The sequence below is a fragment of the Streptosporangium sp. LJ11 genome, from assembly GCF_051918945.1.
Taxonomy (GTDB): domain Bacteria; phylum Actinomycetota; class Actinomycetes; order Streptosporangiales; family Streptosporangiaceae; genus Streptosporangium.
The window spans coordinates 117,465-137,314 of sequence record NZ_JBPXMB010000014.1; the positions used below are offsets into that span (position 1 = coordinate 117,465).

Below are 19,850 nucleotides of genomic sequence, written 5' to 3' on the forward strand. Positions count from 1 at the left end.
TGAGCCATGGTGATCGATCTCAACGCCGACCTGGGCGAGGGCTTCGGGATCTGGCGGCTGGGCGACGACGAGGCCCTGCTCGACATCGTGACCAGCGCCAACGTCGCCTGCGGGTTCCACGCGGGCGACCCGCTGACCATCCGCCGCACGTGCGCGGCGGCGGTCGACCGGGGGGTGGCGATCGGCGCCCAGGTCTCCTACCGGGATCTGGCCGGGTTCGGCCGCCGCGAGATGGACATCGACCCCGAGGAGCTCTGCGCCGAGGTTCTCTACCAGCTGGGGGCGGTCGACGGCATCGCCAGGGCGATGGGCGGCCGGGTCTCCTACGTCAAGCCGCACGGCGCGCTGTACAACCGGATCTGCCGCGACCCCGAGCAGGCCGGGGCCGTCGTGGCGGCGGTCGCCGACCACGACCGGAGCCTGCCGCTGCTGACCCTGCCCGGTTCGGTCGTCCACGAGATCGCCGCCGGGGAGGGGGTCGCCACCGTCGTCGAGGCCTTCGCCGACCGCGCCTACACCGGCGCGGGAACCCTGGTCTCCCGCCGCTCCCCCGGCGCGGTGCTGCACGACCCGGCCACGGTCGCGAACCGGGTCGTGCGGATGGCGACCGAGCGGGTGGTCGAGGCGGTGGACGGCTCGCTGGTCCCCGTCGAGGCGCGCTCGATCTGCGTGCACGGCGACACCCCCGGCGCCGTGCTGATGGCCCGCGCCGTCCGCGACGGCCTGGTGGACGCCGGAGTGACGCTGAGGTCCTTCACGTGAGGATCCGGCGGGCCGGGGAGCACGCGCTGCTGGTGGAGACCGGCTCGCTGGAGGTCTCCCACCGGCTGGACGCCCTGCTGCGGGCCGACCGGCCCTCCGGGGTGGTCGAGATCGTGCCCGGCCCCGTCACGGTCCTCGTCACCGCGCCGGGAGCCGACCCGGCGTGCCTGCGGGAGGAACTCTCCCGCCTGCTGGACACGGCGTCCGCCGCGGACGCGACGGTGGCCGCGGATGCGCCCGAGGTGGTCCTTCCCGTCGTGTACGACGGCGCCGACCTCGACGACGTCGCCGCGCTGAGCGGGCTCTCCCCCGGGGAGGTGGTCGAGCGGCACACCGCGCGGGAGCTGGTGGTGGGCTGGTTGGGCTTCGCCCCCGGGTTCGCCTACCTCACGGGGCTGGACCCGGCGCTGCACGTCCCCCGGCTGGACACCCCGCGGACCTCGGTGCCCGCCGGGGCGGTGGCGGTCGCCGGCCCCTACTCGGCGGTCTACCCCTCTGCCTCCCCCGGCGGCTGGCGGCTGCTCGGCCGCTCCGCGACCGCGGTGTGGGACGTGGCCGCCGAGCCGCCCGCCCTGCTCACCCCGGGGACGCGGGTGCGGTTCCTGGCGGTCGGTGAGCCATGATCGAGGTGATCGCTCCGGGGCCGTACGCCACCGTGCAGGATCTCGGGCGGCCGGGGTACGCCCATCTCGGGGTGCCCCGCTCGGGTGCGGCGGACGAGCCGAGCCTGCGGCTGGCCAACCGCCTGGTCGGCAACCCGGAGGGGGCCGCGGGGATCGAGCTCACCCTCGGCGGCGCCCGGCTGCGCCTCACCGCCGGGGCCTGGATCGCCGTCACCGGTGCGGCGTGCCCTGTGGACCTCGTACGGCCGCGCGCGGCGGTCCCGGGCGGAAGGGCCCTGACCACCGCGGGCCGGGCGCCCACGGCCGGGGTGTCCGCGGGCGGGGCCTCTCCCGGCGGGACGTCCGCCGGCGAGGCGATCCGGCGCGTGACGGTCTCTCAGGGGATGTGCGCGCCCTTCTGGGTCCCGGCGGGCGGCGAGCTGTGTCTGGGCATGCCCGGGGCCGGCCTGCGCACCTACGTCGCCGTCCGGGGCGGTGTGGAGGCGCCCGCCACGATGGGCAGCCGATCGACCGACTCGCTCTCCGGGCTCGGCCCGGCCCCGCTCGCCACCGGGACGGTCCTGCCGGTGGGGCCGACCGGCGGCCTGCCGCCGATCACCGTGGACGCGGCGCCCCGGCCGGGACCGGGGACGGGTGTCCTGCGGGTCCTGCCCGGCCCCCGGGACGACTGGTTCGCCCCCGGAGCCCTGGCCGCCCTGTGCGCGGAGCCGTACGAGGTCAGCCAGGACAGCAACCGGGTGGGCGTGCGAATGCGCGGCGCCCGCCTGGAACGTGCCCGGGAGGGGGAGCTGCCCAGCGAGGGCATGGTGGCCGGGGCGGTGCAGGTGCCGCCCAGCGGCCAGCCGATCGTGTTCCTCGCCGACCATCCGCCGACCGGCGGCTACCCGGTCATCGCCGTCCTGACCTCGGCGAGCCTCGCCGGGGCCGCCCAGCTCCGCCCCGGCGACCGGGTGCGCTTCCGCCTCGCCTGACCGCCGGGCGGACGGCCCCCGCCGGGCGTGCGGCGGTCCGGTGCCGATGAGTCGCCGGCGAGCCACGGTGATGCGGCGTCGCGGGCTTCGCCCGGCGGACCGGGTCAGCGCAGGAGGGCGGAGACCCGTTCGATCTCGGCGGCGAGGGCGGCGGCGGGGACCTCTTCCAGGAGATCAACCGCGATCTTCCCGTCCTTCGCCTCCCAGACCCCGGCCACCCGGCCCCGGTGGATCACGACCGGGGAGATCCAGCCGGCGGCCCGGCTGACCTTCGCCCTCGCCTCGGCGGGCAGGAGGGGCTCCAGGTCGCGCGGGGCGGCCAGGATGTACTGGTCGAAGCCGGGCAGGAGGTGGACCCCGGTGGCGGGCCGGGTCACGGCCAGGTCGTCGAGGTGCTCGGCGAGCACGACCATCGGCCGGCCGTCCACCTCGATCTCGGCCAGCTCGGGGGTGAGGTCGCGGAACCAGCCGCGCAGCGTCGCCTTGCGGACGGCCCCCCGGTAGAGCCAGCCGTCGAACGTCTCGGGGGCGCCGGGGCCGTGGGCGCCGAGGAAGGAGCGGAGCAGGCGCACCCCGCCCTCCTCCGCCGTGGGAAGCTCCCCTGGCCAGCCGGGCACCTGGTCGCGGGGGCCGGCGAAGGTCACCCTGCCCTCGCGCGGCGGGCCGTAGCAGAGCTCGCCGAGGAAGCTCAGCGGCTTGAGCAGGGCGCCCCAGCCGGAGGTGAGCGCCTCCCGCAGGTGGGCGTCGCCGGTGATCTCGATGACCCCGTCGACCAGCTCCTCTCGGGTGAGGACGCGGCCCGCGAGCGCCTTGGGCGCGGCGTCGAGGATGGCGGCGACCTCGGCGGCGGTGACGCCGTGGCCGCGCTGCCAGGAGCCCTTGTCCCAGGTGCGGAACGAGCCGAGAACGGCCGCGTAGGAGGCCAGCTCGTCGGCGGGGACGAGGTGCAGGGTGCCGCGCGCCGTCCAGGTCTTGACCAGGCTGCGGTCTCGCCACAGCGCGCGGTCGATCTCACCGGGATCCGGCCGCGCGCTCCGCACGGCCACCCCCAGGGCGGCGGAGGAGGCCACCTGCGCCTGCACCCCGGCGAGTCTCCGCACCACGGACACCGCGTCGGGCCCGTCGGCCGGGTCGACGAACTGCCGCCTCAGCCGCCAGGCGAGCACCTGGGGCCAGGTCACCGAGATAGCCATGACCGACTTCTACACCGCGCCCCCGACAGAACGCGGCCCGCCGGGGACAGGGGACTACCGGACGAAGCCGATGTCCTGATAGCGCAGGTCGTGGAAGCCGCGGGCGCCGAAGTTGGCGAGGGTGTTCTTGACCGCGACGTTCTGCGGTCTCTGGTAGAGCGTCACCACGTTGACCTCCTGCCAGATGAGCCTGTCCGCCGCGTTGGTGTCGGCGATGGCCTTGGCGTCGTCGAGGTCGGCGGTCGCCCTGTTCATCGCGGCGTCGATCCTCGGGGAGCCGATGCGGCCGAGGTTGGCGTTCCACTGCCGGGTGCCGTCGGGGCGCATGACGGCGTCGGCGTACTGGCCGTAGGAGCTGGAGACGGGAAAGGGCGTGCCCACGTACGCGAACGCGGTGATGTCGTAATTGCCGGGAATTACGTATTTAGTGAAGTAGTCGTCCCCGGGCACCGACTGCAGGGTGACCCCGACACCGATCCGGCCGAGCATGTCCTGGACGAGCTCGGCCTCGGACTTGGCGACCTGCAGGCCGGACGGCAGGACGAAGCGCAGGTTCAGCTCCCTGCCGTCCTTCCTGCGGGTCCGACCCTCCAGTTTCCAGCCCGCGGCGTCCAGCTCCTGCCCGGCCCTGCCGGGGTCGTACGTCCCGATCTCACCGGCGTTGTCCCGGTAGCCCTCCTGGGTGTTCATGAAGAAGTGGTTGTTGAGCAGGACGATCGGCCAGTCGAGGCCCTGGAGGTCCGACTGCGCGATGGCCTGGCGGTTGATACCCATCGCGACGGCCCTGCGGATCTTCGGGTCGGACAGGACGGCGCTCTCGCCGTTCATCGTGATGTGCCGGAAGTCGGGTCCGGCCGCCTGCCGCACGATCGCGTCCGGGGTGCTCTTGGCCCGCGCGTAGTCGGGCGCGGACGGGCCGACGTCGAAGGTGTCGAGCTCGCCGTTGCTGAAGGCGCCGACCAGCGCGTCGCTCTCCAGGGACCGGTAGATGATCCGGTCCAGCTTGGCCCGCTCGCCCCACCAGCGGTCGTCCCTCGCGAGGGTGACGGTCTTGGCGGTGGGGTCGAACGCGGCGAACGCGAACGGGCCCGCGGTGACCGGGACGCGGTTCAGCCAGGCGTTGTTGAACGCCTCCGGGGTGGCGTTGGTGCTCCGGGGGTACAGCGGCGCGAACAGCGACTGCCAGTCGCCGAAGGGCTTGGCGAAGGTCACCACGACCTGGTGGTCGTCCCTGCCCCTGACGACCTTCTCGATGTCCCGGTAACCGGTGGTGCTCGCCACCCGGTAGCCGGAGTCGTGGCCGTTCAGCGCCTGCCACTGGGCGCGGTAGTCCTCCCAGGTGATCGGGGTGCCGTCGGACCATCTGGCGCGCGGGTTGAGGGTCAGCGTGACGACCTGGTCGGGCTTGCGCGCGGTGACCCTGCCCTCGGACAGGTAGTCGGTGTTCGGAGAGATCTGCCCCTTGGCGTCGGAGCGGAAGGGGGAGGGCATGAGGGCGTCCATGACCTTCTTGACCGTCGCCAGGTTGCCGTCGATGTGGTTGAGGTTCCAGTTGGACGGATACTCGTTGAGTCCCCAGCGGAGCACGCCCCCGTCCGCGACCCGGTCTCGGGCGACCGGGTTGATGTCGTAGGCCCTGACCGCCGAGGCGGGCCCGCCCGGCGTCCCGCCGCCCCCGCTCCCGCCCCCGCATCCGGCGAGCCCCGGCACCAGGGCCAGGGCCACGGCCAGCGCGGCGGCGAACGCGCCCACGCGCGGGATTGATATCACGGTGTTCCTCCCGGGGCATACGAATGGGCGTGCGAACGGACGTGCGGGTGCGCGTACGAATGACGGGCGACCGGTCCGGTCCCGGCGTGCGGCCGGGCACCCGGCCGGGTGTGAACGGGCGCGCGACCGGGTGGTGGACGGGTGCTCGAACGGGCGCGCGACCGGGTCATACGGCGTCGATCCTCTCGGCGAAGTGACACGAGACGCCGTGGTCGTCCCCCAGCTGCCGCACCTGGGGCTCCTCGTCCACGCAGCGCCGCCTGACGGTCTCGTCGAGCGCCTTGAACAGGGGGCAGCGCGTGCGGAAGCGGCACCCCGAGGGAGGGTCGGCCGGGCTGGGCAGGTCCCCCTCCAGCAGGACACGCCTCCTGGAACGCTCCAGCACCGGGTCCGGCAGCGGGATCGCCGACAGCAGGGCCCGCGTGTAGGGATGCATCGGGGTGTCGTAGACCCCGCCGGCCCGGCCGATCTCGGCGATCCTTCCCAGGTACATGACCGCGACCCGGTCGGCGATGTGCCGGACCACGGCCAGGTCGTGCGCCACGAACAGGTACGACAGGCCCAGGCGGGTCCTCAGCTCCTCCAGCAGGTTGAGCACCCCCGCCTGGATGGACACGTCGAGTGCCGAGACCGGCTCGTCCAGCACGACCAACCGGGGCTCCAGGGCGAGGGCGCGGGCGATGCCGACGCGCTGGCGCTGGCCCCCGGAGAAGTCCTGCGGGTAGCGGGCGGCGTGGCCGGGCTCCAGCCCGACCAGGCCGAGCAGCTCGCCGATCCTCGGCCCCGGGTCCCGGCGGCCGTGCGCGCGCAGCGGCTCGGCGAGGATGTCGTAGACGGTCATCCTCGGATCGAGCGAGGCCAGCGGATCCTGGAAGACGACCTGCATGTCGCGCCGCACGGCCATCCGGTCGCGGGCGCCCATCCGCGAGGTGTCGCGACCAAGCACCACGATCCTGCCGCGCTGCGGCGCGGCCAGCTCCAGGATCTCCATCAGGGTGGTCGTCTTGCCGCAGCCCGACTCGCCGACCAGGCCGAGCGTCTCGCCCCCGCGGACGTCGAAGCCGACGCCGTCCACCGCGCGGACCGTGCCGACCCGCCGCCGCAGGAGCGTCCCCTTGACCAGGGGGTAGTGCTTGACCAGGTCCTCGACCGCCAGGACCACGTCGCGCTCGTCACGCGGGCGCGGCGGCCCCTCGACGGCGGGAGCGGCCGGGCCGGCCGCGGTGACCGCGGTGACCGCGGTGACCGGGGCGGCCGGGGCGGCCGGGTCACCGGGGCGCCGGGTGAGACGTGCCGCGGGGCCGCGCATGCCGTAGACCTGGGCGGGTGACCAGCCCGCCGCCTCGATCTCTCCGGAGCGCAGGCACGCCGCCAGGTGGCCGGGCGAGCCCACCGGCTCCGGTTCCGGCTCGGCCTCGGCGCACTCCGGGACGGAGATCGGGCAGCGCGGCTCGAACGGGCAGCCCGGCGGCAGCGCCGCCGGTGACGGCGGGCTGCCCTCGATGGGCACCAGCGGCTGCTCCCGGCCGCGGTCGAGGCGCGGGATCGAGGCGAGCAGTCCCATGGTGTACGGCATGCGGCTGCGGTAGTAGACCTCGTCCACCGGGCCGACCTCGACGGGACGCCCGGCGTACATGACGAGGACCCGGTCGGCGAACCCGGCCACCACCCCCAGGTCGTGGGTGATGATGACGATCGCCGCGCCGGTCTCGCGCTGCGCCGTCTTCAGCACCTCCAGCACCTGCGCCTGGATGGTCACGTCGAGTGCGGTGGTCGGCTCGTCGCAGAGGATCACGTCGGGGTCGTTGGCGATCGCCATCGCGATCACCGCGCGCTGGCGCATGCCGCCGGAGAACTCGTGCGGGAACGCCCTGGCCCGCTGCGCGGCGTTGGGGATGCCGACCAGGTCGAGCAGCTCGACGGCGCGCCTGGCGGCCTGGCCGGCGCTCACCCGCTGGTGCACGCGGATCGCCTCGGCGACCTGGTCGCCGACCCGGTAGACGGGGGTGAGCGCGGAGAGCGGGTCCTGGAAGACCATCGAGACGGTCTTGCCGCGGAACGCGGTGAGCGTCCGCTCCGGGGCGCCCAGGATCTCCTGCCCGAGCAGCCGCACCGAGCCGGTGACGCGTGCGTGCGCCGGGAGCAGGCCCATCACGGCCAGCGAGGTGACCGACTTGCCGGAGCCGGACTCCCCAACGACACCGAGCACCTCGCCGGGACGGACCGCGTACCCCATGCCCCTTACCGCGCGGACCGCGCCGGGACCCGAGCCGAAGGTGACGTCGAGGTCGCGCACCTCGAGCACGGGGGGGACCGGGTCCGGCGCGGCCGCGCGCCCGCCGGTCCCGTGGATCCGGGATGTCGCGCCCGAGGGCCGCTCGCTCGTCACCGGTCACCCTCCCCGGTGGGACGTGGGGTCGAAGGCGTCGCGCAGCGAGTCGCCGACCAGATTCACCGCGAGCACGGTGACGATCAGCAGGCCCGCGCAGAACCAGAACGTCCAGGGGGCGTAGAGGGCCGTCTGCGCGCCGTCGGCGATGAGGCTGCCCAGCGAGACGTCGGGCGGCTGGATGCCGAACCCGAAGTAGGACAGGGACGTCTCGGTGAGGATCGCGGTGCTGACGTTGAGCGTGGCGTCGACGACCAGCAGCGAGGACATGTTGGGGATCACGTGCCGGAAGACGATCCTCGTCGGGGGCACGCCCATGAACCTGGCCGCGTGGATGAACTCCCGCTCCCTGAGCGAGATGGTCATGCTCCGGACGATCTTCGAGGTGACCATCCAGAGAAAGAGCGCCAGCACCAGCACGAACACCGGCCACTGCCCCCCGGTGAAGAGCGGGGACATGATCGCCAGGATCAGGAAGGCCGGGAGCACCAGCAGCAGGTCGGTCAGCCAGGTCAGCGCCCGGTCGGTCCAGCCTCCGAAGTATCCGGCGAAGGCTCCCACCACGGCCGCGAGCGCGGTGCCGACCACCGCGGCGAGCAGGCCGACGATCAGGGACCTCTGCATGCCGCGCAGCGTGACCGCGTACACGTCGGCGCCGGTCTGCAGGGTTCCCCACCAGTGCTCGGCGGAGGGCGGCGCGAGGAAGGCCGTGTAGTCCTTCGAGGCGTACGTCCAGCGGGTGAGGTGGGGCCCGGCGAAGGCGAGCAGGAAGATCAGCACGAGCAGCGCGAAGCCGGTCCTGCCCCGGCCCGAGCGCAGGAGGCGGCCCATGACCACCCGCAGCCGCGAGGGCGCCTTGATCCTGTCGACGGACGCCTGCTGTTCGGCGAGTTCCTCGTCGGCGATGGTCATCTCCGGCTCACCCCACCCGGACGCGCGGGTCGAGGACGGCGTGCAGCACGTCGGAGGCGAGCGAGGCCAGCAGCACGGCCAGCGCGGCGAAGCAGCTGATCGCCGCGACGGTGTTGACGTCGTTGGTGGAGATCGAGTCGACCAGCTGCTCCCCCATGCCGTGCCAGCCGAAGATCTTTTCGGTGAAGGTGGTGCCGACCAGCAGCGACCCGAAGGTGAAGGCGAAGTAGGTGACCGCCGGGATCAGCGCGGTGCGCAGCGCGTGCCGGGTCAGCGCGGCGCGGCGGCTCAGCCCCTTGGCCATGGCCGTGCGGATGAAGTCGGCGCCGAGCACGTCGAGCATCATGTTGCGCTGGTAGCGGCTGTAGACGGCGACCAGTCCGAGCGACAGCGACAGCGTGGGCAGGGCCAGGTGCCGGATCCGGTCGAGCGCGGCGGCGCCGAACCCTCCCTGCAGGCCGGGGGTCGCCTCGCCGCTGACGAGGAGGATCTGGGTGCCGGCCGCCTCGTTGAGCCGGATCGCGGCGATGATCAGCATGTTGGCCAGCACCACCGTGGGGACCGCGAGGACGACGAAGGACAGGCCGGTCGACAACCGGTCGAAGAGGCCGTACTGCCGGACCGCGGCGTAGGCGCCGATGAGCACGCCGGTGACGCTGCCGAGGATCAGCCCGATCGTGATCAGGCGCAGCGTGACGCCGATCCGGCGCCCGAGGTCGTCGCCGACCGAGCCTCCGGCCACCGTCTTGCCGAAGTCGCCGCGCGCGAGACCGCCCGCCCAGGTCAGGTAGCGCTCGAACAGCGGGGTGCGGTCGTTCAGGTTGAGGTCGGTGAGGCGCGCGTCGACGACGGCCGGGGGGATCGGGGGGTTGCGGCCCTCGTAGTTGGATCGCGGGTTGAGGGCGGAGGCGGCCAGCATGTAGGCCAGGCTGGTGGCCACGACGATCAGCACCAGGTAGTTGAGCAGCCTGCGGGCAAGGAATCCCGCCATCTTTCCTCCTCCGGAGCCCCGCCGCTGTCAGTGACCATCTTGCTACACTCGGCGACCGGTGGGCTGCATAGCGTACCGAATCGGAGGGATCTCGGTGAGAGATGGCGTCGCCGGGCCCGCGGGTCAGCCGACCGGATCCGCGATGGGGCCTGGCGGGCCCGGAGCACACCCGGGCTGGTCCGGGACCATCTCCCGGAGAGCCGGGGTCACCTCCCGGCGAGCCGGGTCACTTCCCGGCGAGTTCGTCCACGGCGGCGCGCAGGTCGGCGCTGGTGATGGTGGTCAGGTCGGCGGCGCTGGCGGTGGCGCCGCCGAGGGCGGCCAGGCGGACGTCCCTGCGCATCGCGGCGCGTTCGAAGAGCGAGCGCGCGAACCTGCCGTTGCCGAGACCGTCGATCAGGCCCTCGTCGCAGACCCAGGTGAAGACCTCGGCCAGGTCGCGGCGGGCGGCGTCGTCGAACCTGTCGCCCGACTCGTCGGCGAGCAGCACCGCGATCTCGGTGAGCTCTCCCGGGGAGTACGAGGGAAACTGCACCCGCTGGTTGAACCTGCTGCCCAGGCCCGGGTTGGACGACAGGAAGGCGTTCATCTCCCGCTCGTACCCGGCCAGGATGATCACCAGCCGGTCGCGGTCGTCCTCGGCCCGCTTGAGCAGCGTCTGCACGGCCTCGGCGCCGAAGGCGTCACCCCCGCTGTAGCCGGAGTTGACCAGGCCGTACGCCTCGTCGACGAACAGCACCCCGCCGAGCGCCCGGTCGACCAGTTCGTTCGTCTTGATCGAGGTGGCGCCGAGGTGCTGGCCGACGAGGTCGGCCCGCTGGGCCTCCACCACGTCGGGCTGGGCGAGCAGGCCCAGCGCGGCGAAGATGCGGCCCAGGATGCGGGCCACGGTGGTCTTGCCGGTGCCGGGCGGCCCGGCGAAGACGAAGTGCCGCATCTGCGGCGGCGTCGGCAGCCCTCGCTCCTGGCGCATCTTCGCCACCCTGAGCTGCGCGGTGATCGCGTGCACCTGCCGCTTGACCGGCTCCAGGCCCGCCATGCGGTCGAGGTCGGCCAGGGCCTCCTCGAGGGAGGGGGCGACCTGGTAGCCCCGGTAGCGGGCGGTGAGCTCGTCGAAGGCCTTGACGACGTCGCTCTCGACCGTGGTGACCAGGTCCTCGGTGGTGGGCGCGCCGCCCGCCCCCACCACGCGCACGTCCCTGGCCTGCGCGACGGCCTCCACGAGACTGCGGACGAACCGGGCGTTGCCCAGGTCGTCGACGATCGCGCGCCGGTGGATGTCCTCGAAGCGGGCGAGCAGGGCGGGCGCGGCCTCGGGCGCCATCCGGTCGCCCCGGCGCCGCTGCAGCAGTTCGGTGATCTGGAGCAGTTCCTCGGGGGCGTAGCTGGGGAAGCGGACCCTGCTGGAGAACCGGCTGGACAGGCCGGGGTTGGACGCCAGGAAGGTGGCCATCTCCTTCTCGTATCCGGCCAGGATGACGATCAGCCGGTCGCGGTCGTCCTCGGCCCGCTTGAGCAGTGTCTGCACGGCCTCCGCGCCGAACCTGTCGGGCTGGCCGTCACCGGAGTTGATCAGGCTGTACGCCTCGTCGACGAACAGCACCCCGCCGAGCGCCCGGTCGACCAGCTCGTTCGTCTTGATCGCGGTGGCCCCGAGGAACTCCCCCACCAGGTCGGCCCGCTGGGCCTCCACCACGTAGGGGGTCTCCAGCAGGCCGAAGGCATAGAAGATCTTCGCGACGGTCCTGGCCACGCTGGTCTTGCCGGTGCCCGGCGGGCCGACGAACACGAAGTGCCGCATCGGCGGCTCGGTGGAGTATCCGGCCTCCTTGCGCAGCCTGGCCGCCTCGATCGAGGCGGCGATCGAGCGGACCTGCTCCTTCACCGGGGCGAGGCCGATCATGGCGTCCAGCTCGCCGAGCGCCTCCTCCACCGAGATGGGCGGCGGCGCGTCCCGCTCGCCGGCCCCCTGGGCGGAGGGGAGGTGGCCACCCTCGCGGACCCGGAGCCCGGCCTGGTGCCGCTCCCCCGCCTCCAGCACGACCCGCGCCCGGCGGGCCTGCAGGAACCGGTGGACCAGCACCCCGGCCGCCACGGCGTACGCGGCCCAGATGGCCGGGTACGCCCCGACCCCGGGGACGACCACGCCGAGCAGGACGGCCGTCAGCCCGGCGGGTACCAGTGCCATGACCGTGGTCACCCACGGGGGGACCCAGCGGATGAGGTGGGCGGCTCCGGCGACCAGGGGGCCGAGGAGCATCAGCGCCGTCGGGATCGGCGAGTTCAGGCCGAAGACGACGGTCTGGAAGATCAGGTTTCCCGCCAGCCAGCCGAGCACCACGAGCAGGGTGGCGGCCGCGCGGGGGAAGCTCAGGGTCAGCGCCGCGAAGCCGAGCAGCGTCAGCGTGACGAAGATCGTGTTGAGGATCGGCCAGCCGAGTCCCAGCGCCAGCCCGACCGCTCCGGCCAGCACCGCGACGTAGATCAGCCTGCGCAGGGGCGGCGAGAGCCGGAAGTATCCCAGCCGCACCTGCTCGAACAGATCCCGTGCCGCCGCGCGCCCCGCCGGACGGGCCCTGCTGGATTCCCGCATCACGCCTCCCCGGTCCGCCCCCGGTTATACCGCAACAAGGGGACGTTTGCGCGTGCCTGAGGGTCACGCCACGCCGTCGCGCGGGCACGATCAGATATACGGATGAGAACGGATGAAACCAGCGTCCGAGGCAGCAAGCTCGCCCCGCGCCGTCCCTCCGGCCCCACACTTCCCTGTGCCGCCGCCGCGCCCCGCGCGCGGCGGCCCGCGCCCGCGTTCCCCGCGGGTGGCACGGCCCGGTCCCGGCCGCCGGCCGTCGCCCGTCCGCACGGGGAGACACACCGGGAGACGGGCATGGAAATGTCACCGCCCGGCAAGGCGGCACGGCGCTCCGGGAGGGAGGCTCAACCGCGGTGTGCCCGGCGCTCCGGGAGGCGGTTCAGCCGCGGTGTGCCCGGCCCTGGTGGCGGCCGGGATACTCGCCGACCACGACCTCCTTGGGAGTGATCCTCAGCAGGTCGGCCTCGGTGTCGCCGATGGCGATGCCGCGTACCTCGGCCCAGAAGCGGCGGTCGAGCGGATCGGCGACGAAGACCGCCACCCTGGGGTCGCGCTCGGCGGCCTCCCAGGCGTCGGAGGCGGCGATCAGGCGCAGCTCGCCGCTCGGGCCGACCGAGCTGACCGCGCCGACGGCGAGCGCGCGCGGGCCGCTGGGGTCGGCGTAGGCGAGCACCACTCCCCGCGCGTAGGTGAAGGCCGCGCGCACCTCCCCGCTGAGCCCCACCGGCGGCCCGGCGTCGCCGGGAAGGCGGCTCCCGCGGCCGTCGCACATGACCAGCGAGGCCCGCCACGGCCCCGGTGCGCCCCGCCACCACGCCCGTACCGACCTCGCGGCGAATATCGCCATCGGTACGGCCAGCAGCGCGATCCCGGCCCACCAGGCCCACTCGCCCACCGTGACGAGCCCGAGGGCAGGTGCCGCTCCGGCCGCGCCGAGCAGGACCGACGCCGAGGCGGACAGGGCCAGCGCCGCCGCCAGCCCGTGGTCCGAGGCCAGCGCGCGGGCGAGGCCGGGGGCCGTGCCGGCCCGGCCGCGGGCCCAGCCGAGCGCGAGCGGCACGACGAGCGCGGCCGGCGCCCAGCTCCGCTCGTCCAGCACGACGACCGCCACCACGACCGCCACCGGCACCGACCAGACCCGGCCCGCCACCAGCCAGAGGGTCACGTTCACGTCGCGCCTGGCCGTGCGGTCGCCACCGGCGGCGGCGAACTCGGCCAGCGCCCTGATCGGCCGCCCGCGCCACGCCTCGACGAGCACGCGCAGGACGAGCAGCACCGTCCCGTTGAGGAGCACCAGCCCGGCGAGACCCGCCCAGACCACCCCCTGCGCGCCCGGCACCGGGGCGGAGAGGAGGGGTGGGGCCTCCGCGGGGAGGGTGGCCACGGCCGCGACGTACGCGGCCACGGCGACCAGAGTGATCGAGACCGACATGCCGAGCCAGAGGTCGCGTACGAGCATGCGCGGCACGTACGACCAGAGCCTGACCCGGTGCGCCTGCCTGAGGGTGATCGCCAGGACCGCGAGCAACACCAGCCCGCCGCCGATCCTCGCCACGGAGGCCAGGCCGAACCCGAACTCCGCCGCGCAGACCACGACGAGGGCGACGGCCAGCAGGACGCGGGTCTGCCGCGACCACCTCTCCAGGGCGCGCCTGGCCCTGCCGGTCTCACGCGGGTCGACCGGCCAGGCGGGGTCGTGGTGGGCGCGCGGGCGTTCCCAGCGCAGCCGGGTCAGGCCGAGGTTGATCCTGGCGCCGGGATGGTCCGGCAGGCGGCGCAGCGCCTCGCGGTAGGCGGTCTCCGCGAGGTCGTACTCACCTCTCAGCAGCGCGAGGTCACCGGCGAGGACGTGCGGGTCCGGCTCCTCCGGCGCGTAGCGGACGGCTCTGGCCGCCTGGGCCCGCGACTCGCGCCAGCGCCCCGGCACCCTGCGCAGCGCGGCTCCCAGGCGCATCCGCGCGGCCCAGGAGCCCGGCGCGAGGCGTACGGCCTCCTCGGCGGCCGCCACGGCCTCCGCGTCGCGGCCGAGCCGCTCGAACGCGAGGCTGGCCAGGCGGTATCCCCAGTCCGCGCCGGACTCCGAGCGGGGGTCGAGATCCAGCGCCCTGCGGGCCGCCTCCAGCGCGGCCTCGGGCCGGTCGCGGCCCAGCCACGCGGCGGCCACGGCGCACCACTGCCGGGGGTCGGCGGGATCCCGTGGCTGCGGAACGGGGACCGAGGCGGGGTCGCGCTCGCGCTCGTGCCGGGAGTCGGCGGGGTCCCGCGGTGGCACGTGGGACCGGCCGAGGTCATACCCGTGCCGGGGGTCGGCGGGGTCCCGCGGTGGCGGGGAAACCCGGCCGGAGTCCTTCCCGTGTCCGGAGTCGGCGGGGTCCCGCAGTGGCGGGGAAACCCGGCCGGAGTCCTTCCCGTGCCGGGGGTCGGTGGGGTCCCGCGGTGGCGGGACCGGAGCGGAGTCGTTTCCGCCGGGCCCGCTCACCACGGCGGCTCACGGGCCTCGCGCTGACTCCCCACGATCGCCATGGTCCGTGCGAGATCACTTTTTGCCTAGACGACGGTATATGCCTGTATCTCTCTAGAGAGGTCGCCGACGACCTCGTGAAGGGCCGAATATTGGCCCAATCGGGGCCGTAAAACGGACATAACTACGTGAATCAATCACCCAATGCCGCCCCGGGCACTGCCCGACTTCGCCTAAGCTGCGACGCATGTTCGTCCAGGCCGGCAAATCCTGAGCGGCTCATGACCACCGTCATGGCCAGGCGCGCGGACGGCGACCCGCGGGCGTCCGGGGCCGGCCGGTGGTCGGTCCTCGCCGTCCTCTGCTTCAGCCTGCTGCTGATCGCGGTGGACGCCACGGTGCTGCACATCGCGGTACCGGCGCTGACGGCCGCCCTCGAACCGTCCTCCGTGGAGCTGCTGTGGATCATCGACGTCTACTCGCTGATGGTCGCGCCGCTGCTGCTGACCTTCGGCACCCTCGGTGACCGCTACGGGCGCAAGCGCCTGGTGCTGGCCGGATACCTGGTCTTCGGCGTCGCCTCGGCCGCGGCGGCGTTCGCGCCGACCCCGCTCGCGCTGATCTCCGCACGCGCGCTGCTCGGCCTCGGCGGAGCGATGATCATGCCCGCCACGCTCTCGATCATCCGGCAGGTCTTCACCGACCGGCACGAGCGGGCGATCGCGCTGGGCGTGTGGAGCGCGGTGGCCGCGGCCGGGGCCGCGGTCGGCCCGCTCGTCGGAGGGGTGCTCGTCGAGCACTTCTGGTGGGGCGCCGTCTTCCTGATCAACGTTCCCATCCTGGTGGTCCTGCTGCCCGTCGCGGCCAGGCTCCTTCCCGAGTCCCGCAAGCGCGCCGGCCAGCCGTGGGACGCGCTCAGCGCGTTGCTGTCGGTGCTGGGCATCCTCGGGGTGGCCTTCGGCCTGAAGGAGGCCGGGGCCGGGCATCCGGGCGGGCTGGCGGCGTTCCTGGGCGGGATTTGGCTGCTGGTCTGGTTCGTCCGCAGGCAGCGGCGGCTGGCCTTCCCCCTGCTGGACCTGAGCCTGTTCCGGCGGCGGGCGTTCCGCGCCGGGGTGGGCGCCGTGCTGCTCACGGTCTTCGCCCTGGTCGGGCTGGAGCTCATGCTCGCCCAGTATCTCCAGCTCGTCCTCGGTGACAGCCCGCTCCAGGCGGCCGTACGGATGCTCCCCCTCATGATCGCCTCGATCACGGGCGGCCTGGCCGGCGCGCGGCTGCTGCGCCGGTTCGGGCTGCGCGCCACGATGGGCGGCGGGCTGGCGCTGACCGCCGTCTCCCTCGCCCCCACCCTGACCTGGCACACCGAGGGGCACCCGGTGGCCCTGACGCTCTGCTTCGTCGGCATCGGCTTCGGCATCCAGGTCGCCCTGCTGGCCGCCTCCGACACGATCATGTCGTCCACTCCGGAGTCCCACGCTGGCGGCGCCGCCGCAATCGAGGAGACCGCCTACGAGCTGGGCGCGGGGCTCGGGGTCGCGGTGCTCGGCACGATCACCACGGCCGTGTACGCCCCCGCGCTCGCCTCGGTCCACGGCGTCGCGCCCGCGATGATGGACGAGGCCCGCCAGTCGCTCGCCTCCGCCGCGCACGTGGCGCGGGAGATCGGCGGCGGCGTGGGGGACGCCCTGCTCGGCGCGGCCCGCGTCGCGTTCGTCTCCGGCCTGCACGCGACGGTGGCGGTGAGCGTGTTCCTGCTCGGCGCCACCGCGCTGGCCGTGACGCTCCTGGTGCCCCGCCGGCCCGGTGGACAGGAGGACGACCCCTCGTGAAGGGTTTGGAAAGCCCCTGCTCGGTCATTTATCGGTCAAGCATGGGCAAGAACGGGGAATCTAACCAGAATGAGGAACCGTGCGACAAACCCTTCATGATCTTGCTTCCCTGGCGGCCAGACTGGGCGTGGGCGGGATCTTCTTCGCCAACGGCTGGCACAAGCTCGAAGCGGGCCTGAACGCCACCTCCGAGCAGTTCGCGGCCCTGGGCGCCTCCGGGGCGTACGCCTACGTGTGGGCCGCCACCACCATGCTGACGGAACTCATCGGCGGCGCCCTGCTGGTGGCCGGCCTCGCGGTGGCCGCGTGCGGGCTCCTGTTGTTCGCCGAGGCCCTCGCCGTGTTCATCCTGGCCAGCGGCGAGGCGGGCCTGCCGCTCACCGGCGGCGACGCCAAGCTGATCGTGGCGCTCGGGGCCGCCTCCATACTGCTCGCGGTCGGCGGCGCGGGCCGCCTGTCGGTCGACCACATGGTGGTGATCAAGCGCCGCGAGGCCGAGGCCGCCGAGGACTTCGCCGCCGAGGCCGAGGCCGACGACGTCATCGCCGCGCTGCGCGAGCCTGAGACTCCCCCCGCGCCCGCCCGGCCCACCGGGGGGAAGAAGCCCGGCGAGTCCGCTCCGCCCGCCTCGCAGCGGCCCGCCGGGGGACCCGCTTCGGAGGGACCCGCCTCGGAGGGCGCGACCGACACCGCGGAGTTCCCCGCCGCCACCCGTCCCCGTACGCGCACCCGCAAGCCCCCGTCCGGTGCCGCCGCGTCCGTGCCTCCCGCGACGCCCGCGACCACGCCCACGCCGGTCCCGGCGCCCGTGCCCGGCAAGACCGGCGACACCCTCGTGGCAGGAAAGAAGGACGAGCCCTCCGGGAGCTGACCATTTTTAGGCGACATACCTCCCTTTAGGGACAAGAGGCTTTCTTCTTCATTTAATGAGATTCACGGGGAGGCGCCGTACCCGCACAATGATCGGATGCGCCTCCCCGGCTGGTTCGCGGAGCGGGTCGAGCCCGCCCCGCCGGAGACCGAACTCCGCGTCTCCACCCTCGAACTCTTCTTCGACCTGGTCTTCGTCTTCACCGTCACCCAGCTCACCGGCCTCATGGTCGACGGCCTGCAGGACGGCAGACCCGCCGAGAGCGCGCTGCGCGCGCTGCTGGTCTTCGGCGCCATCTGGTGGATGTACGCCGGTTACGCCTGGCTGACCAACGCCGTCCCGCCGACACGTCCCGCCCGCAGGGTGCTGATCCTGCTGGGCATGGCCGGATTCATGATCGTGGCACTGTCGATCCCCTCGGTGTTCGACGGCGACGGCCTGGCGTTCGCCATCGGGTACCTGCTGCTGATCGCCGTGCACGCCGGGCTGTACCTGCAGGTCACCTCGGCCTTCGCCCGGGTGCTCCCGTTCAACCTCGGCGGGGTCGCGCTCATCGGCCTGGCCGCCCTGGTCCCCGCGCCGTACACCTACCTGCTCTGGGCCGGCGCGGTGGCCCTGCTCTGGGGCAGCCCGTACTTCATCGGGCAGAAGGGCTTCAACCTCCGGGCCGGGCACATCGTCGAGCGCCACGGCCTGCTGGTGATCGTGGCGCTCGGCGAGTCGATCGTGGCGATCGGCATCGGCGCCAAGGGGCTCCACGTCGGCTTCGCCCTCGGCCTGGCGGCGGTGCTCGGCCTCGCGCTGGCCGCCTGCCTGTGGTGGCTCTACTTCGGCGGCGACGACGAGACGCGCGCCGAGCACACCCTGGAGGCGGCCGAGCCGGTGCGGCGCACCCGGCTGATCCTCGGCGCCTACTTCTACGCGCACATCCCGATGCTGCTGGGCATCGTCGCGGTCGCCGCGGGCGTCAAGAAGGCGATCGGCCACCCGGTGGACCCGTTGAAGTTCAGCGCGGCCCTCACCCTGGCCGCGGGGGTCGCCCTGTTCGTCGCGGGCGACGCCTGGTTCCGGCGTGTCCTCGGCATCGCGGGAAACGGGCTGCGGGCCGCGGGCGCGGTGGTCTCGCTCCTGACGGTCGCGCTCGGCCTCTGGTCGGCCCTCGCGCAGCTCACCGCGCTGACCGCGCTGGTGATCGCGGTGATCGTCCTGGAACGCCGCGCGGCCTCCGTCGCCGCTCCGGCTCCGTGAGGCGCATCCTCCTTTCCCGCACGTCCCGGCCCGCCGCTCCCGTACGGCGGAGCGCGCGGCTCCCCCCGTCACCGGCGACCTCGAAAAGCCCTCATCGGCCCGGTGGCGGGCCCGTCCCCGGCGTCACCCGGCGAGACCCTCGGCACGGTCCTGGGCGTCGAGGACCTCGTCGCCGTGGTCGAAGGCCCACTCGCCGAAGGCCCCGATCAGCGGCACCAGCGTCCGCCCCAGGTCGGTGAGCCCGTACTCGACCCGGGGCGGCGCCTCGGCGTAGGCCCGCCGGGAGACGAGGCCGTTGTACTCCAGCCTGCGCAGTGTCTCGGTGAGCACCTTCGCGCTGATCCCGCCGATCTCCTCGCGCAGCTCGCCGGGACGCCTGGGACCGGCGCGCAGGGCCCAGACGACGACGGCGTTCCAGGTGTTGCCGATCAGGTCGAAGGCGAGCCGGGCGCGGCAGTCGGCGAGGAACACTCCGGGGTCCTCCAGTCTTTCCGAGGCGTCACGCACCGAACGGTGCCTGACGGACTTTCTACCTTCGTCCTACACCAGCAGTCGAGCAGGGGAGGACGGATGCGCATCGGCATCCTCGGGGCGGGCCGCATGGCGGACGCGCTCGGAACGCACTGGGCCCGCGCGGGCCACGAACTGACGGTGAGCGGCCGGGACCCGGCGAAGGCCGCCGCCCTGGCGGGCAGGCTCGGACCCGCCGCGCGGGCGGGCACCTGGGAGGAGGCGGCGGTCTTCGGCGAGGTGACGCTGCTGGCCGTCCGCGACCACGCCGTGGCCGAGGTCCTGGAGGCCGCCGGGGCCGCCCGGGGGACGCTGGACGGGCGGGTGCTCGCCGACTGCGTCAACCCGGTCGTGCAGGGGCGGTTCACCCTGGCCACCGAGGGCGGTCCCTCGATGGCGCGACGCGTCGCCGAGACGACCGGAGCCCGCGTCGTCAAGGCGTTCAACCTGTGTCACGAGGACGTCTGGCGGATGACGCCACCCGCCTTCGGCGGCGTCCCGCTGGCGGTGCCCCTCTGCGGCGACGACCCCGCCGCGCTGGCCGCCGTACGCTCCCTCGTCACCGATCTCGGATGCGTGCCGGTCGACGGCGGCGGCCTGGAACGCGCGGGCCTGCTGGAGGCGACCGCGGCGTTCATGATCGGCCTCTGGGTCGGCGGCGCGGACGCCCGCGCGGTGCTGCCACCCCTGGAGTACGCCTTCGGCGCCCCCGGCTGACCGCGTGCGCGCT

At 73.8% G+C, this 19,850-nt stretch carries 15 protein-coding genes; 7 read left to right on the forward strand and 8 right to left on the reverse strand.

Annotation, left to right across the window (positions count from 1 at the left end; all coding sequences use genetic code 11):
- Positions 1 to 6 precede the first annotated feature (6 nt).
- Genes ACTOQ3_RS21545 through ACTOQ3_RS21555 form a run of 3 tightly spaced genes read left to right on the forward strand, consistent with a single transcriptional unit; the run spans position 7 to position 2,356 of the window.
- The gene (locus ACTOQ3_RS21545; RefSeq protein ID WP_440085140.1) at positions 7 to 762 is read left to right on the forward strand and encodes a LamB/YcsF family protein; all 756 of its coding nucleotides are present in this window, start codon (positions 7 to 9) and stop codon (positions 760 to 762) included.
- A complete protein-coding gene (locus ACTOQ3_RS21550) occupies positions 759 to 1,385 on the forward strand; it encodes a 5-oxoprolinase subunit B family protein (RefSeq protein ID WP_440085141.1) in 627 nt (208 codons plus the stop codon). Before ACTOQ3_RS21545 ends, ACTOQ3_RS21550 begins: the two co-directional genes overlap by 4 nt.
- Positions 1,382 to 2,356, forward strand: coding sequence for a biotin-dependent carboxyltransferase family protein (locus tag ACTOQ3_RS21555; protein WP_440085142.1), 975 nt, complete (start codon positions 1,382 to 1,384; stop codon positions 2,354 to 2,356). The genes ACTOQ3_RS21550 and ACTOQ3_RS21555 overlap by 4 nt, the downstream gene beginning before the upstream one ends.
- 104 nt (positions 2,357 to 2,460) lie before the next feature.
- Here ACTOQ3_RS21555 and ACTOQ3_RS21560 read toward each other — a convergent pair whose 3' ends face one another.
- The 7 genes from ACTOQ3_RS21560 to ACTOQ3_RS21590 form a co-directional block, all read right to left on the reverse strand.
- On the reverse strand, positions 2,461 to 3,549 hold the full coding sequence (locus tag ACTOQ3_RS21560; protein WP_440085143.1) for a winged helix DNA-binding domain-containing protein: 1,089 nt from the start codon (positions 3,547 to 3,549) through the stop codon (positions 2,461 to 2,463).
- A 54-nt stretch (positions 3,550 to 3,603) separates the two neighbouring features.
- Complete coding sequence (locus tag ACTOQ3_RS21565) at positions 3,604 to 5,301, reverse strand: ABC transporter family substrate-binding protein (protein ID WP_440085144.1); 1,698 nt, start codon at positions 5,299 to 5,301, stop codon at positions 3,604 to 3,606.
- 184 nt (positions 5,302 to 5,485) lie between these two features.
- Positions 5,486 to 7,708 (reverse strand): dipeptide ABC transporter ATP-binding protein, encoded by a 2,223-nt coding sequence (locus ACTOQ3_RS21570; RefSeq protein WP_440085145.1) that lies wholly within the window; start codon positions 7,706 to 7,708, stop codon positions 5,486 to 5,488.
- Positions 7,709 to 7,711: 3 nt separating this feature from the next.
- Entirely contained in the window at positions 7,712 to 8,620 is a 909-nt protein-coding gene (locus ACTOQ3_RS21575) for an ABC transporter permease (RefSeq protein WP_440085146.1), read from the reverse strand.
- A 7-nt stretch (positions 8,621 to 8,627) separates the two neighbouring features.
- The gene (locus tag ACTOQ3_RS21580) at positions 8,628 to 9,611 is read right to left on the reverse strand and encodes an ABC transporter permease (protein ID WP_440085147.1); all 984 of its coding nucleotides are present in this window, start codon (positions 9,609 to 9,611) and stop codon (positions 8,628 to 8,630) included.
- A 226-nt stretch (positions 9,612 to 9,837) separates the two neighbouring features.
- Complete coding sequence (locus tag ACTOQ3_RS21585; protein ID WP_440085148.1) at positions 9,838 to 12,204, reverse strand: AAA family ATPase; 2,367 nt, start codon at positions 12,202 to 12,204, stop codon at positions 9,838 to 9,840.
- Positions 12,205 to 12,583: 379 nt separating this feature from the next.
- Positions 12,584 to 14,476, reverse strand: coding sequence for a hypothetical protein (locus ACTOQ3_RS21590; RefSeq protein WP_440085149.1), 1,893 nt, complete (start codon positions 14,474 to 14,476; stop codon positions 12,584 to 12,586).
- A gap of 470 nt (positions 14,477 to 14,946) precedes the next feature.
- On the opposite strand from ACTOQ3_RS21590, the gene ACTOQ3_RS21595 reads away from it, so the two are divergent.
- The 3 genes from ACTOQ3_RS21595 to ACTOQ3_RS21605 all read left to right on the forward strand — a co-directional run bounded on the left by ACTOQ3_RS21595 (position 14,947) and on the right by ACTOQ3_RS21605 (position 18,610).
- Positions 14,947 to 16,491 (forward strand): MFS transporter, encoded by a 1,545-nt coding sequence (locus ACTOQ3_RS21595; RefSeq protein WP_440085150.1) that lies wholly within the window; start codon positions 14,947 to 14,949, stop codon positions 16,489 to 16,491.
- Positions 16,492 to 16,570: 79 nt separating this feature from the next.
- The gene (locus ACTOQ3_RS21600; RefSeq protein WP_440085151.1) at positions 16,571 to 17,362 is read left to right on the forward strand and encodes a DoxX family membrane protein; all 792 of its coding nucleotides are present in this window, start codon (positions 16,571 to 16,573) and stop codon (positions 17,360 to 17,362) included.
- Between the two features lie 96 nt (positions 17,363 to 17,458).
- Positions 17,459 to 18,610 (forward strand): low temperature requirement protein A, encoded by a 1,152-nt coding sequence (locus ACTOQ3_RS21605; RefSeq protein WP_440085152.1) that lies wholly within the window; start codon positions 17,459 to 17,461, stop codon positions 18,608 to 18,610.
- A gap of 123 nt (positions 18,611 to 18,733) precedes the next feature.
- On the opposite strand, the gene ACTOQ3_RS21610 is transcribed toward ACTOQ3_RS21605, so the two are convergent.
- Positions 18,734 to 19,117: a winged helix-turn-helix transcriptional regulator gene (locus ACTOQ3_RS21610; RefSeq protein WP_440085153.1), complete on the reverse strand. Its 384-nt coding sequence runs from the start codon at positions 19,115 to 19,117 to the stop codon at positions 18,734 to 18,736.
- Positions 19,118 to 19,180: 63 nt separating this feature from the next.
- Here ACTOQ3_RS21610 and ACTOQ3_RS21615 point away from each other — a divergent pair, with 63 nt between their 5' ends.
- Positions 19,181 to 19,837, forward strand: a complete 657-nt coding sequence (locus ACTOQ3_RS21615) for an NADPH-dependent F420 reductase (RefSeq protein WP_440085154.1) — start codon at positions 19,181 to 19,183, stop codon at positions 19,835 to 19,837.
- Positions 19,838 to 19,850: the final 13 nt, after the last annotated feature.

Bases quoted from the DNA above. Each gene is read 5' to 3' on its own strand.
- ACTOQ3_RS21545 (WP_440085140.1), top strand. From the start codon at position 7: ATGGTGATCGATCTCAACGCCGACCTGGGCGAGGGCTTCGGGATCTGG.
- ACTOQ3_RS21555 (WP_440085142.1), top strand. From the start codon at position 1,382: ATGATCGAGGTGATCGCTCCGGGGCCGTACGCCACCGTGCAGGATCTC.
- ACTOQ3_RS21560 (WP_440085143.1), bottom strand. From the start codon at position 3,549: ATGGCTATCTCGGTGACCTGGCCCCAGGTGCTCGCCTGGCGGCTGAGG.
- ACTOQ3_RS21575 (WP_440085146.1), bottom strand. From the start codon at position 8,620: ATGACCATCGCCGACGAGGAACTCGCCGAACAGCAGGCGTCCGTCGAC.
- ACTOQ3_RS21580 (WP_440085147.1), bottom strand. From the start codon at position 9,611: ATGGCGGGATTCCTTGCCCGCAGGCTGCTCAACTACCTGGTGCTGATC.
- ACTOQ3_RS21585 (WP_440085148.1), bottom strand. From the start codon at position 12,204: ATGCGGGAATCCAGCAGGGCCCGTCCGGCGGGGCGCGCGGCGGCACGG.
- ACTOQ3_RS21595 (WP_440085150.1), top strand. From the start codon at position 14,947: ATGACCACCGTCATGGCCAGGCGCGCGGACGGCGACCCGCGGGCGTCC.
- ACTOQ3_RS21605 (WP_440085152.1), top strand. From the start codon at position 17,459: ATGCGCCTCCCCGGCTGGTTCGCGGAGCGGGTCGAGCCCGCCCCGCCG.
- ACTOQ3_RS21615 (WP_440085154.1), top strand. From the start codon at position 19,181: ATGCGCATCGGCATCCTCGGGGCGGGCCGCATGGCGGACGCGCTCGGA.